This is a genomic window from Lentzea sp. CA-135723 (genome assembly GCF_050936595.1).
Lineage (GTDB): Bacteria > Actinomycetota > Actinomycetes > Mycobacteriales > Pseudonocardiaceae > Lentzea.
Window position 1 is genome coordinate 7,349,573 of the sequence record NZ_JBNJMK010000001.1, and the last position, 12,980, is coordinate 7,362,552.

At 68.6% G+C, this 12,980-nt stretch carries 12 protein-coding genes; 8 read left to right on the plus strand and 4 right to left on the minus strand.

Features of this window, described 5'->3' with window-relative positions; all coding sequences use genetic code 11:
• Nucleotides 1-138: 138 nt before the first annotated feature.
• A complete protein-coding gene (locus ACQEU1_RS34490) occupies nt 139-729 on the minus strand; it encodes a hypothetical protein (protein WP_433210660.1) in 591 nt (196 codons plus the stop codon).
• Between the two features lie 157 nt (nt 730-886).
• On the opposite strand from ACQEU1_RS34490, the gene ACQEU1_RS34495 reads away from it, so the two are divergent.
• Both ACQEU1_RS34495 and ACQEU1_RS34500 read left to right on the plus strand, forming a co-directional pair.
• Nucleotides 887-1,864, plus strand: coding sequence for a tyrosine recombinase XerC (locus ACQEU1_RS34495; RefSeq protein ID WP_433210662.1), 978 nt, complete (start codon nt 887-889; stop codon nt 1,862-1,864).
• A gap of 31 nt (nt 1,865-1,895) precedes the next feature.
• Nucleotides 1,896-2,834, plus strand: coding sequence for a FliA/WhiG family RNA polymerase sigma factor (locus ACQEU1_RS34500; RefSeq protein WP_382441049.1), 939 nt, complete (start codon nt 1,896-1,898; stop codon nt 2,832-2,834).
• Nucleotides 2,835-3,809: 975 nt separating this feature from the next.
• Here the strand turns inward: ACQEU1_RS34500 and ACQEU1_RS34505 are convergent.
• Nucleotides 3,810-4,202: a M23 family metallopeptidase gene (locus ACQEU1_RS34505; RefSeq protein WP_433210665.1), complete on the minus strand. Its 393-nt coding sequence runs from the start codon at nt 4,200-4,202 to the stop codon at nt 3,810-3,812.
• A 591-nt stretch (nt 4,203-4,793) separates the two neighbouring features.
• Between ACQEU1_RS34505 and rpsB the strand changes: the two genes are divergently transcribed.
• From rpsB to ACQEU1_RS34530, 5 genes are all read left to right on the plus strand, one after another.
• Complete coding sequence (rpsB, locus tag ACQEU1_RS34510) at nt 4,794-5,618, plus strand: 30S ribosomal protein S2 (protein ID WP_433210667.1); 825 nt, start codon at nt 4,794-4,796, stop codon at nt 5,616-5,618.
• A gap of 72 nt (nt 5,619-5,690) precedes the next feature.
• Nucleotides 5,691-6,506 carry a translation elongation factor Ts gene (tsf, locus tag ACQEU1_RS34515; protein WP_433210669.1) on the plus strand — a complete coding sequence of 272 codons (816 nt, stop codon included), beginning with the start codon at nt 5,691-5,693 and terminating at the stop codon, nt 6,504-6,506.
• A gap of 115 nt (nt 6,507-6,621) precedes the next feature.
• Nucleotides 6,622-7,332: a UMP kinase gene (pyrH, locus tag ACQEU1_RS34520; protein WP_301325822.1), complete on the plus strand. Its 711-nt coding sequence runs from the start codon at nt 6,622-6,624 to the stop codon at nt 7,330-7,332.
• A gap of 61 nt (nt 7,333-7,393) precedes the next feature.
• A complete protein-coding gene (gene frr / locus ACQEU1_RS34525) occupies nt 7,394-7,951 on the plus strand; it encodes a ribosome recycling factor (RefSeq protein WP_433210671.1) in 558 nt (185 codons plus the stop codon).
• Between the two features lie 66 nt (nt 7,952-8,017).
• Complete coding sequence (locus ACQEU1_RS34530) at nt 8,018-8,872, plus strand: phosphatidate cytidylyltransferase (RefSeq protein WP_382441044.1); 855 nt, start codon at nt 8,018-8,020, stop codon at nt 8,870-8,872.
• A 233-nt stretch (nt 8,873-9,105) separates the two neighbouring features.
• On the opposite strand, the gene ACQEU1_RS34535 is transcribed toward ACQEU1_RS34530, so the two are convergent.
• The gene (locus tag ACQEU1_RS34535) at nt 9,106-9,924 is read right to left on the minus strand and encodes a VOC family protein (RefSeq protein ID WP_433210673.1); all 819 of its coding nucleotides are present in this window, start codon (nt 9,922-9,924) and stop codon (nt 9,106-9,108) included.
• Nucleotides 9,925-10,020: 96 nt separating this feature from the next.
• Between ACQEU1_RS34535 and ACQEU1_RS34540 the strand changes: the two genes are divergently transcribed.
• Nucleotides 10,021-10,764, plus strand: coding sequence for a class I SAM-dependent methyltransferase (locus ACQEU1_RS34540; RefSeq protein WP_433210675.1), 744 nt, complete (start codon nt 10,021-10,023; stop codon nt 10,762-10,764).
• 45 nt (nt 10,765-10,809) lie between these two features.
• Here the strand turns inward: ACQEU1_RS34540 and ACQEU1_RS34545 are convergent, their stop codons facing one another.
• Entirely contained in the window at nt 10,810-12,750 is a 1,941-nt protein-coding gene (locus tag ACQEU1_RS34545) for a tachylectin-related carbohydrate-binding protein (protein ID WP_433210677.1), read from the minus strand.
• Between the last annotated feature and the right edge of the window lie 230 nt (nt 12,751-12,980).

Genomic DNA, 12,980 nt, shown 5'->3' on the forward strand with positions numbered 1-12,980 from the left:
GCGCCGCGACGGCCGGTCCCGTCTCGTGGAGTCGGGACCGGGCGAGCGGCTTGGTGCGGCACCGTTCCCGTGAGGAGGAGAAGCAGGAGGATCATCTCGGACGGCAAGGCCCTGGGCTGACCTGCGGCTTCGCGTCCGTCACCTGGGCGTGCCGCCAGCTTTGCGTCTGGGCTCGCCGTCGGCGTCGGGGTCGTCCTGGGCCGTGCCGGCTCGCGTGGCGTCGTCCCGGTTGGCGTCGTCCTGCGTGGCGTCGCGCAGCACCAGGGCGGCGATGACGGCGTCCGCCAGCGCGTCGGCCTTCGGCTGCTTCACGCCGAGTGCGAGGGCGCGGTCCAGTGCGATCTGGCGCACTTCGGCCAGCTGGGCGGTGGTGAGCGGTGTCGGCGGTAGTGCCAGCGGTTCGTCCGGCTTGCCGCGGAGCTTGCGCCAGACCTTGCGGGCGGCGCCGGCCGCGCCGTCGCGGACGGCCGTGCCGATGCTGTCGGAGACGGCGGTGATGACGCTGCCGGACACCAGGGCGATCACCGGCGTCGCCATGGCGACGACGTCTCCCAGACCGAAGCCGATGGGGTCGTCGTAGGCCTGGCGCAGGCGGCGTTCAGCCTGCCTGGGGTTCTCCAGGTAGGGAGCGGCGACGACGTCGAACGACGGCAGCTCCTCGGGGGCGATCTCGCGCACGACGCGGCGCGCGAGGTCGTCGGCTGTTCGGACGGTGGTGCTGGCTGCCATCGCTACTCCGAAAGGTGATCTGTGCGTGCCGCCAAACCCCTGCTCGTCACAGGGAGTTGAAACGTTATCGTGTTCCCGATCATGAGAGCGCTCCCAAATGGCGCGAGGGTGTGGCGATACTTGACCAAACGCCCCGACTGGCGCAGCGTCTTGGCCTATGTCCCCGCCGCCGCATGGTCGGACACGTCGTGTCGATCTCGTTCGCCTGCGCGAAAAACTGCCGGCGATCGTGGAAGACGTGATGCGCCAATACGAACGCCATCTGATGTTGGAGCGTGATCTGTCGCCGCACACGGTGCGCGCCTATGTCGGAGACGCGGTGGCATTGCTGGGACACGTCGCCGGGAATATCCCGGAACAAGCGGATGTCACGCGCATCGACCTCACGAATCTGCGCTCATGGCTTGCCGCGCTACGCACTGCGGGTGCGAGCCGCACGACTCTCGCGCGCCGTGCCGCAGCCGCGCGCGCATTCACGGCGTGGGCGCACCGAGCAGGGCATTTGGCGTCGGATCCCGGTCCTCGGCTCGCTGCTCCGCGTCCTCATCGGACCTTGCCCTCGGTGTTGCGCGAGGACCAGGCGAAGGACGCCATGAGGGCCGTATCCTCTGGCGCGTCCCAAGGTGATCCGGTTGCGCTGCGTGATCAGGCCGTGGTGGAGTTGCTGTACGCCACAGGTATCCGCGTGGCCGAACTCTGTGGTCTTGACCTCGAGGACGTGGACTACTCCCTAAGGGTGATTCGAGTTCTGGGCAAAGGTGGACGCGAGCGCAGCACGCCGTTCGGCGTGCCGGCCGAGCGAGCGCTGCGGCGGTGGGTGGACGAAGGGCGAAACGCCCTGGTAGCACCGGATTCGCCGGCGGCGCTGTTCCTCGGTGCCCGCGGCGGCCGGCTGAACCAGCGCGCCGTTCGCACTCTGGTGCACGAGGTGGTCGCCGTGGTACCGGACGCGCCGGACATCGGGCCGCACGGGTTGCGCCACTCCGCTGCGACCCATTTGCTGGAAGGAGGAGCGGACCTGCGCACCGTCCAAGAACTGCTTGGTCACGCTACGCTCGCAACGACTCAGCTTTACACACACGTCACTGTCGAACGGCTGAAGGCGATCCATGACCGAACCCACCCCCGTTCCTGACGCCGCAGGGGGAGGATCGCGTACGGCGACCGTGCCCCCTGAACCCGTCCTGCCCGCACCAGTGTCGAAGCAGGCGAGCAACGGGCACCGTCAGAACGGCGCGCCGCGCACCGAGGCATCCCCCGAGCCCGGTGCCAACACGCATGTCAACGGCACGCCCGCTGCCGTTCCGACTGCTGTGACGCGCGCGGACGTCCGGTCCGGTGACGACGTAGAAGCCGGCATCGTCGCCCTGTGGCGCAGCTATGGCGAGTCCCGCGACCAGAGCCAGCGCGATCGCCTGGTCCTGCACTACGCGCCGCTGGTCAAGTACGTGGCCGGCCGCGTCGGCACCGGCCTGCCCGCCCACGTGGACGTGGCCGACCTGATCCAGTCCGGCATCTTCGGCCTGGTCGACGCCATCGAGAAGTTCGAGCCGGAACGCGGTCTCAAGTTCGAGACCTACGCCATGCAGCGCATCCGCGGCGCGATCCTCGACGACCTCCGCTCCCAGGACTGGGTGCCGCGCTCGGTCCGCAGCCGGGCCCGCGACGTCGAACGAGCCCTGGAACGCCTGGGCGCGAAACTGCAGCGCACCCCCACCGACCGCGAGCTCGCCGCAGAGCTCAAGATCGGCCTGGCCGAGCTCCGCGAGCTCTACGGTCAGCTCCAGCTGACCAGCGTCGTGGCCCTCGACGAGCTCATCGCCCCGAACAAGGGCGGCTCCTCCCTGGCCGAGTCGCTGCCGGACGACGCCGCGGAAGACCCGGTCGCGAGCCTCGTCGACCAGGACAGCCGCCGCCAGCTGGCCGACGCGATCGCCCAGCTCGCGGAACGCGACCGAGTAGTTGTCACCCTCTACTACTTCGAGAACCTGACCCTCGCCGAGATCGGCAAGGTCCTGGGCGTGACCGAGTCGCGGGTCTGCCAGCTCCACACCCGAGCGGTCCTGCGCCTGCGCACCAAGCTCAACGAACAGTCCGAGGCCTGACCGCAGCCTCACCCCAGCAGCCTGGCACCAGCCGGGCTGCCGCACGCCCGCACCAGGACGCCGGGCAAGTCTCCCAAATCGGGCGTGAAACCCCTTTCCGCCCTTCGCCACCCCGAATTCACTCGAACGGGTGGCCCTTGGGCTCAGTCCAAGCACGCCCCGTGCCCACTCGGGCATCCACCACCAGGCCAGACCAACGAGCCGGGCGAACCCGCCACTCCCGCCCCAGCGCCTCGCCCGAGGTCAGGCGGAGCGAGTAGCCGAGGCCTGCGCGGCGAACCGCTGCGCTCCCAGGATGGCCCTCCCGCGCCCGCCCAGAGCGTGCCTGTTCCGCACCCAGGTGGGCTGGTCAGAAACCGGGCAGCCGGCGAACAGCGACGCCGGAAGTCGGGCAGCCGGCGAACGTGGGGCGGCGGGTGGTTGCGCAGCGTGTGAGCGGCGCCGGTGGGTCGGGCAGTTGGCGAGCGGTGGTGCCGGTTGACGGGTAGTTGGCGGATGGTTCCGCCGCGCGGTCAGGGGCCGGTGACCTGGGGCGCCGGTGACCTAGGCGGTCGGGGGCTGGACGCTGGATGGTTGTGGCTGGCGAGTTGCGTGGGTGGTTGGCAGTCGAGAAGAGCGGCGGTGCCGTGCGGTGGGGCAGCCGGCGGTCGGGGGAACGGCACCAGAGCTCGGGCAGCCGGGGGAGCGGGTGGTGCCGGCTGGTAGGGCGGTTGGCGTGCGGCGCGTCGCGTGGTTGGGGAGCCGGGTAGCGGCTGGTTTGCAGCCGGCGAGCGGCGCGGGTGGTTGGCGGGTGGTGGGCGGGTTGGGTGGGCCGGGAGGCTGGCCTGGTTGGGGGTGGGCCGCCTCCCGGCCCGCCTGGCGGGCGATTGGCGCGCAACGGGGTCGCGCCGGTGCTCCACCGCCGGGGGAGGTCGGCGGGAGCGGCCCGCGGGGGAGCGCCGCCGGCGGTGTCCGGAGTCGCGCGGCGCTGGGCTGTCAGCCGTCCCTGGGCTGGGTGGTGGTCGGGGGTAGGGGGAGCAGGCGGACCTTGCCCGTGGTCAGGAGGTGGAGGGGGTTCAGGTAGGTGGTGGCCCTGCGGGCTCCCCAGTGCAGGCACGGGGTGGGGCAGTGGCCTGGTTGGAGGTGGCCGATCACGTCGCCTCGGCGGACTCGGTGACCTGCGGTCACGGTGGGGGTGATCGGTTCGTAGGTGGTGCTCAGGCCCGCTGGGTGGCGCAGGGAGACGAGGGTTCTGGCCGCTACCGCGCCTGCGTAGTGGACGGTGGCGTCGGCTGAGGCCAGGACCGGGGTGCCTGCTGGCGCGGCCAGGTCGGCGCCTCGGTGGCCTGGGCCGAACGGGGTGGCCGGGGCCTCGAAGGCGCGGACCACCTGGTGCGGGGGTGGCAGGGGCCACGAGTGGCGGGCGTCCGGCCGGGGTGGGCCGGGTGCGAGGGGTGGGCCGGGTGCGACGGGCGGAGAGGTCTGCGCCGGGCCTGGCAGGGCGGAGGCGGTCGTTGGGGCGGGTGGCGGCCGTGGGGCTGGGGGAGCCGGTAGGAGCGCCGGGGTGAGGAGGGCGGTCAGGAGCAGGGCGGGGGTGGTGAGGGGCATGGGTCAACGGTGGGGGCGGGGAGGGTTGGGGACCAGCGGGGATCTGGGATCTGTGGATTACTCGCCGGTTGTGGACAAGTCGGTGCGGGAGGGAGGGGGCGATTCGAGGTTTGACGGGGGATCGGAGTAGACTTTTGGGCGCGTCCCGTCTGTGTGCGGGGCGACTTCGCGTGCCAACGCAGATCCGATCTTGCTGGTTCAGTTTGGTCGAGTCACGACGTCCGACGGTCCCGACGGTGCAGAGATGCGCCACGGGTGCGGGCTGAGGCGGTGGCACCAGGGCTGAAGGCCGGACTCCGGCTGGAGGCGTCAACCGGATCGACGCGCAAAGGCGAGACCTCGCGCGTCCTACAGATGAGGTGCGAACCGGCCATGGCCGTCGTAACCATGAAGCAGCTGCTCGACAGCGGCGTGCACTTCGGGCACCAGACCCGGCGCTGGAACCCGAAGATGAAGCGCTACATCCTCACCGAGCGCAACGGCATCTACATCATCGACCTGCAGCAGACGCTGACCTACATCGACCGGGCTTACGAGTTCGTCAAGGAGACGGTCGCGCACGGCGGGTCGATCCTGTTCATCGGCACGAAGAAGCAGGCGCAGGAGGCCATCGCCAACGAGGCGCTCCGCGTCGGCATGCCCTACGTGAACCAGCGCTGGCTGGGCGGCATGCTCACCAACTTCTCGACGGTCCACAAGAGGCTTCAGCGCCTCAAGGAGCTCGAGTCGATGGAGCAGACCGGCGGTTTCCAGGGTTTCACCAAGAAGGAAATCCTGATGATGAACCGCGAGAAGGACAAGCTCGAGCGCACGCTCGGCGGTATCCGCGACATGTCCAAGGTGCCCAGCGCCGTGTGGATCGTGGACACCAAGAAGGAGCACATCGCGGTCGGTGAGGCTCGCAAGCTGAACATCCCGATCGTCGCGATCCTCGACACCAACTGCGACCCGGACGAGGTCGAGTTCCCGATCCCGGGCAACGACGACGCGATCCGTTCCGCGGCTCTGCTGACCAAGGTCGTGGCCGAGGCCGCCGCCGCCGGTCTCATGCAGCGCTCCGGTGCTCGCCGCGACGCCGCCGAGGGCCAGGACAAGCCCGAGGTCGCCGCCGACGAGCCGCTGGCGGAGTGGGAGCAGGAGCTCCTCACCAACACCACCCCGGCCGAGGCCCCGGCCGAGCAGCCCGTCCAGTCCTGATTTCCCCCACGCGGCGCCCGCACACCAGCGGGCGCCGCGTGACTCAAGCGCGTACATCGCAGAAGGAAAACGATGGCGAACTACACCACCGCGGACGTCAAGAAGCTCCGCGAGCTGACCGCCGCCGGCATGATGGACTGCAAGAAGGCGCTGGACGAGGCTGACGGCGACTTCGACAAGGCCGTCGAGATCCTGCGCATCAAGGGCGCGAAGGACGTCGGCAAGCGCGCCGAGCGCACCACGTCCAACGGCCTCGTCGCCGTCAAGGACGGCGCGATGGTCGAGCTTCGCTGCGAGACCGACTTCGTGGCCAAGAACGCCGACTTCATCGCCCTGGCCGACGACATCGTCGCGCTCGCCAAGGCCAACAAGGTCGCCGACGTCGAGGCCCTCAAGGCCGTCGAGGTCGACGGCAAGACCGTGGACGCGCTGGTCCAGGAGTTCTCCGCCAAGATCGGCGAGAAGCTCGAGCTGGCGAAGGCCGTCGACTACGACGGCACCGTCTCGGTCTACCTGCACAAGCGCGCCGCCGACCTGCCGCCCGCCGTGGGCGTGCTCGTCGAGTACACCGGTGACGACGCCGAGGTCGCGAAGGGCACCGCGATGCAGATCGCGGCCATGCGTCCGAAGTACGTCACCCGTGAGGACGTCCCGGAGGAGCTGGTCGCCAACGAGCGCCGCATCGCCGAGGAGACCGCTCGCGAGGAGGGCAAGCCCGAGGGCGCGCTCCCCAAGATCGTCGAGGGTCGCGTCAACGGCTTCTTCAAGGACGTCGTGCTCCTCGAGCAGGCTTCCGTGACGGACAGCAAGAAGACGGTCAAGGCTCTTCTGGACGAGGCCGGCGTGACGGTGACCCGTTTCGCTCGGTTCGAGGTCGGCCAGAGCTGATTGCAGTGAGGGCGGGGTTGCGACACAACGGCGACCCCGCCCTCAGCATGTCCGCAGACTTCACGCGAGGAGAGGACCTGTGAGCGAAGAAGGTAGCCACGGCTACAACCGGGTGATGCTCAAGCTCGGTGGCGAGATGTTCGGCGGCGGTGGCGTCGGTGTGGATCCCGACGTCGTCCAGACAGTCGCCCGGCAGATCGCGGCCGTCCACAAGTCCGGCGTGCAGGTGGCCGTCGTGATCGGTGGTGGCAACTTCTTCCGCGGGTCCGAGCTCCAGCAGCGCGGCATGGACCGCTCGCGCGCCGACTACATGGGCATGCTCGGCACGGTCATGAACTGCCTGGCGCTGCAGGACTTCCTGGAACGCGAGCACGGCATCGACACCCGCGTGCAGACGTCGATCCAGATGACGCAGGTCGCCGAGTCGTACATCCCGCGCCGCGCGATGCGCCACCTCGAGAAGAAGCGCGTCGTCATCTTCGGTGGCGGCGCCGGTCTGCCGTACTTCTCCACCGACACCACGGCCGCCCAGCGCGCGCTGGAGATCGGTTGCGAGATCGTCCTGATGGCGAAGGCCGTCGACGGCGTCTACACGGCCGACCCCAAGATCGACCCGGACGCGCTGATGTTCGACAACATCACCCACCGCGAGGTGCTGGAGCGCGGCCTCAACGTCGCCGACGCCACGGCCTTCAGCCTCTGCATGGACAACAACATGCCGATCCTCGTCTTCAACCTCCTCACCGAGGGCAACATCGCTCGCGCGGTGCGTGGTGAGAAGATCGGCACTCTGGTCAGCACCCCCGGTGGCCGTCCGGCCTTCTAGACCTGGTGGGATCTCTCCAGGACCGGGAATTGGGCACGAACACGCAGAGCAAGGAGCAGTCGTGATCGACGAGACCCTCCTCGACGCCGAGGAGAAGATGGAAAAGGCGGTTTCGGTGGCGAAGGAGAACCTCTCCTCCGTCCGAACCGGTCGTGCGACTCCCTCGATGTTCAACCGCATCCACATCGACTACTACGGCTCGATGACGCCGCTGAACCAGATGGCGAGCATCACGGTCCCCGAGGCGCGCATGGCGGTCGTGAAGCCGTACGACGCGGGCCAGCTGAACGCGATCGAGAAGGCGATCCGGGACTCCGACCTGGGCGTCAACCCGAGCAACGACGGCTCGATCATCCGCATCGTCATCCCGCAGCTCTCCGAGGAGCGCCGCCGGGACATGGTGAAGGTCGCCAAGCAGAAGGGCGAGGACGCCAAGGTCTCCGTCCGCGGTGTCCGCCGCAAGGCGAAGGAAGAGATCGACCGCCTCGTCAAGGACGGCGAGGTCGGCGAGGACGACGGCGCGCGTGGGGAGAAGGAGCTCGAAGCCCTCACCCACAAGTACGTCGCGCAGGTCGAAGAGCTCGTGAAGCACAAGGAAGCCGAGCTTCTCGAAGTCTGATTTCCCTGATGGTTCGCCCGGCCGAGTCGCGGCAGGCGTGATGGCCCTGGCCGGGCGGAGGTCGTGATGGGAGCACAGGTGGCAGGCGGTCCCGCGGACGTGCCGGCGTCGAAGCCGTCGCGCGCGGGACGTGACCTGCGGGCGGCGATCCTCGTCGGCGTCGGCCTCGGCGCGGTGATCATCGCGTCGCTGCTGACCGTGAAGGAGACGTTCATCGCGATCGTCGCCGCCGCGGTCGCGGTGTCGACGTGGGAGATCGCGACCGCCTTCAAGAAGGCCGGCATCACCGTCGCCCTGTGGCCGGCGTTGATCGGTGGCCAGGCGATCCTCTGGCTGTCCTGGCCGCTGGAGCGCACCGGCATGATGACCGCGTTCGTGGTCACGGTGCTGGTGTGCATGATCTGGCGGTTCCGGGGCGGTTCCGACGGCTACCTGCGCGACCTGAGCGCCTCGGTGTTCACGGTCGCGTACGTGCCGTTGTTCGCGGCCTTCGCGGCCATGCTCGTCGTTCCCGACGACGGCGCGGGGCGCGCGTTCGCGTTCATCATCGGTGTCGTGCTGTCGGACGTCGGCGGCTACGCGGCGGGTGTCTTCCTCGGCAAGCACCCGATGGCGCCGACGATCAGCCCCAAGAAGTCCTGGGAGGGCTTCGCGGGCTCGCTGGTCGCCGGCATGGTCGGTGGTGCGATCACGCTGACGACGCTGCTCGACGGCCAGTGGTGGCACGGCGTGCTGTTCGGGGCCGCGCTCGTCGTCACGGCCACGGCGGGCGACCTGGTCGAGTCGCTGATCAAGCGCGACCTCGGCATCAAGGACATGGGCACGCTGCTGCCCGGCCACGGCGGCCTGATGGACCGGATGGACTCGCTCCTCCCGTCCGCCGTCGTCTCCTGGCTGCTGCTGCACCTCTTCGTGCAGTAGCGCGTGTGACGGCATCCCTGCGACGCCGTAACCAGTAGGTATAAGGACCACGGGGCGCTGGCCGCGTTCGAGTGGACCTACCGCGCCAACGTCGTTCGGCACGTTCGACGCCCGCAAGGGCACCGCCTCGCGCTCGGCCACGACGAACTCGTCCGCATCCATGCCCGAGGCACAGCGGACGTCCCCACGTGCATCGTCGGGGTGCCGCCGGGGAAGACGATCGTCGGCCTGCTTCAGTCGTCGAACGGGTCGTCCACCTCGGTGCGCGGCTCTGCCTCGATCACGCGGGACTGGTCGATCACGGAGAACGCCATCCCCGCGTGGTCCTCGACCACGGTGATGCGCCCGAACGGGGTGTCGTACGGCTCGACGGTCACACGGCCGCCGAGCTCCAGCACCCGGTACGCCACCGAGTCCGTGCCGATCTCGGGTGCGGCGTTGAAGTAGACCATCCAGTGGGAGCGCTCTCCGTACGGGAACTCGCGGCCCATCTTCTGCCGCCCGATCACCTCGGTGCCCTCGACGGACCACGACGCGTAGTCCAGCCGGTGACCGTCGCCGATCTGCGTGATGTCGTAGTGGCACAGTTCGCCGAAGAACTCGTCGGCCGCCGCGCCGTCGCGGGTGTTGAGCTCGGCCCACGCGTAGGAACCGTGCCCGCCCATGCCGAAGCGCCACTCCGGCGGCACGTGCCGGAAGCCGACGACGGCGCCGGTCGGGTCGGCGATCACCGTGCTCTGCGTGTGGTCGGCGGCGTCCTCGGGGTTGCGCAGCACCGAGCCGCCGAGGTGGAAGGCCTTCTCCGCGGTGGCGCGCGCATGGGGCGTGACCAGGTACAACCGCCACGCTTCCGGATCACCCTGGGGCAGTCCGGCGACGGGGATGCCGTCGACCATCGCGACGGTGTAGCCCGCGTCGTCGGCGTAGTGCCAGCCGAACAGGCCTGTGTAGAACTCGATCGCACCCCTGAGGTCGTCGACGGATCTTTCGACCCAGCACGGACTTCCGGACAGCAACGGCGCGAGCTGGGGGGTGTTGGGCGCGATCGACACTGCCGCCTCCTGCAGGGGGAGAGATGCCACAACGCTACGCCGTGATTGGACGAATTCGTACGGTCGCTGACAAATGGAAGCCCTACAGTGGCTTTTGTGAGGGGATTCGTGCGGGCGGCGCTGAACGCGGTGCGTCCGGCAGATGTCGTGCCCAGTCCGAACATCTGGCATTGGCCTGACGTCTACGAGGTCGAGAACCGCGCACAGGACGTCCAGGGCGCGATCTGGGCGGCGATACGCGAAGAATGTCCGTTTGCCGACCACGATGTCGTGGACGTGGGCTGCGGAGACGGATTTCATCTGCCGTTGTTCGCCCGGACGGCGAAGTCCGTCACGGGAGTGGAGCCGCACCCGCCGTTGGTCGCTCGCGCGAAGCAACGAATTGCTTCGGAATCCAATGCACGGGTCGTTTCCGGGCCGGCCCAAGGATTGCCGCTCGACGATGCCTCCGCAGACCTGGTGCACGCGCGCACGGCCTATTTCTTCGGCCCGGGATGTGAGCCGGGACTGCGCGAGGCGGACCGGGTGCTGCGGCCGGGCGGGGCACTGGTGATCGTCGACCTGGACGGTCTCGCCGATCCGTACGGGCCCTGGCTGCGCGCCGACGAACCGCGTTACGACCCGGTCGTGGTGGAGAAGTTCTTCGCGGACAACGGGTTCTCGCTCAGGCGCGTCACGGCCGAGTGGCGGTTCGAGCGGCGTGAGGACCTGGAGGCCGTGCTGCGCATCGAGTTCTCCGCGAAGGTGGCGGAGCGGGCGATCGCTTCCGTGGCCGGGTTGAGCTTTCCGGTCGGGTATCGGCTGCACGTGCGGCGCAAGCCGAAGGGCTTGATCGTCTGACTGGGAAAGGCGGGGAGTCTCCGTGGAGACTCCCCGCCTTCTGGTTCAGCGCTTGGGCTTCGGCGACGGACCGCCGACGAACCTGGTTCCGTTCTCCGGCGCCGCAGACCTGGCGGCCACGCTCGTCGAGGCCGGAGCGGTCTCGAACGCGTAGGTCACCTCGTCCGCACTGCGGTACATCACCACGATCTTGCCGGTGCTCAGTGCGACCATCGACGGCTCGGTGTCCGTCGGCCACGCGTTGCCGGTTCGGGAGTCGACCAGCTTGGTCCAGCCCGCGAACGCACCGCCCTGAGTCGTCTGCTTGTTCGTGTAGACGTATCCGTCCGTGGCGCGGACGGCGAGGTTGATGAGTCCGTTGCTGATGACCGCGGACGGAGAGCCGTTCGCGGTGATCCCGTCGATCGGGGTCCAGGCGGTCTCCAGCCCGGACGCGGTGTCCCGCACCGTGTAGATCTTGCCGTCGGCCCTGCGCCCGAAGATCTGCACCTTGCCGTCGGGCTTGACCACTCCAGCAGGCTTACCGGTGATGGTGCCCGCGCTCACCATGCGCACGTTGGTGAGAGCCCTGTTGACGTACCTCGAGGTCACCACGAAACCGGAGGCGTAGGTCACCAGCACCTCCAGGTCGTCGTTCCCGGAGGCGGGCATGACCGTGACCTCCCCGGCCAGGTCGGAGAAGCCGATCGTGGCCCACGACCACACGGGTCCGTCCACGGCCATCTGGCTGCGGGCCAGCAGATGCCCGCCTTCATCCACGGCGAAGAACTGCTTGCGGCCGTCCCGGTACTTCGCAGCCTTCGCGGGGCCGATCGTCCAGCCGCCGAACGGTGCGAGCGCGGGCCAGGTGCCGCCGTCGGCTCCCCGCGTTGCCTCAAAGGTCTCGGTGTCCGTGCCGAGCGCGTAGACGTTCGGCTGACCGCCCTTGTCGATGATGGCGCTCGGGGTCGTGCTGATCGACGAAGGCGAGTCGACCGCTGCGACGTCGAGGAAGTCGATCGGCGATCCCTGGCGCTGCGTGACCGCCTTGAGCGTGCCGTAGGCGTCGACGTAGAAAGCCTGGACCAGACCGTTCGGGCCCTCGATCAGCTCACTGCGGTCGAGGTCGCGGACGGGACGCGGAGCAGGCCGCACCGCGGTCGGCAATCCGGTGAGCGTGCAGGCGTTGGACATCGCGCCGATCTGCCAGTCGGAAGCCCATCCCTGGCCGATCAGAGTCTGCGTCGCCCACGAGTCGGTGGATTCAGAACGCCGATACCACCACAAATTGCCGTTGGTCTCCACGCCGTACAAGACGTCCGCGCCGGGGGAGAACACGCGTGGCCGCGTGTTCCAGCCGGCGCCGGTCATCGGTACGACGTAGGTGAATCGCCGCTGGGAATCGGCGTGGAAGTGGGACCGGTAGAGCTTGCCGCCGTCGACGTTCGCGTCACGGGCGTAGATCACGCCATCGCCTGCTGCGGTGATCAGGTCGAACCTGTTCCACCCGGTCGCGATGACCCTCTTGTTCCAGGTGGAGGACTGCTCGTTGAACCGCGACCAGGTCAGGTCACCGTTGGCGGCGATGAAGTAGATGTCACCTCGCGAATCCACCGTGATGCGATTCTTGTAAGCCGCATCGCGATAGAGCCCCCAGCCTGTTCCCAGGCTGATGTACCAGTTTCCTCCGGGACGCTCCCAGTCGCCGCCGTCGTGGCGGTAGCGACGCATCTCACCTTCATTGGTGATTTGGTAGAGGCGGCCGTCCGCTCCGGTGAGCACGGTCATCTGCGACCAGTTCGAAGCGATTACCCGCTCGGGGTTCCAGTCGTAGGAGCCGGTTTCCGGGGTGTTGTGAAAATATTCACGGAGTTCGCCGCCGGGAAGTGCGGCGTAAATCGAGACGGATTCGCGGCAGGTGATCTGCTCCGCAGCCGCGGCGGGCTGAACTGGCAGGATGAGCGACGTCACAGTCGCGGCGACGGCCAGCACGGCGCTGCTGCGCATGCCGGGTCTACCGAATCTCTTCGGCCTTTGGTACACGGTGATCCCCCCAAGTGATGGTCGTACCCCGGCTTCGATCGTGCGAGGCGCGGCGAACGTTACCTCCTTCTCGGGACTTGCGGAGAAGTCGTGCTTGAAGCATTCTTTGGGTCGCCCTGCGTCAGACGGGAGGCCGTCACGCAGGTCGTTTGGGACTTTCTGGGGGGAAGTTGTGCCTAAAAGCAAGGGGATCA

Bases quoted from the DNA above. Each gene is read 5' to 3' on its own strand.
- ACQEU1_RS34530 (WP_382441044.1), top strand. From the start codon at position 8,018: ATGGGAGCACAGGTGGCAGGCGGTCCCGCGGACGTGCCGGCGTCGAAG.
- tsf (WP_433210669.1), top strand. From the start codon at position 5,691: ATGGCGAACTACACCACCGCGGACGTCAAGAAGCTCCGCGAGCTGACC.
- pyrH (WP_301325822.1), top strand. From the start codon at position 6,622: ATGCTCAAGCTCGGTGGCGAGATGTTCGGCGGCGGTGGCGTCGGTGTG.
- ACQEU1_RS34545 (WP_433210677.1), bottom strand. From the start codon at position 12,750: ATGCGCAGCAGCGCCGTGCTGGCCGTCGCCGCGACTGTGACGTCGCTC.
- rpsB (WP_433210667.1), top strand. From the start codon at position 4,794: ATGGCCGTCGTAACCATGAAGCAGCTGCTCGACAGCGGCGTGCACTTC.
- ACQEU1_RS34490 (WP_433210660.1), bottom strand. From the start codon at position 729: ATGGCAGCCAGCACCACCGTCCGAACAGCCGACGACCTCGCGCGCCGC.
- ACQEU1_RS34495 (WP_433210662.1), top strand. From the start codon at position 887: ATGTCCCCGCCGCCGCATGGTCGGACACGTCGTGTCGATCTCGTTCGC.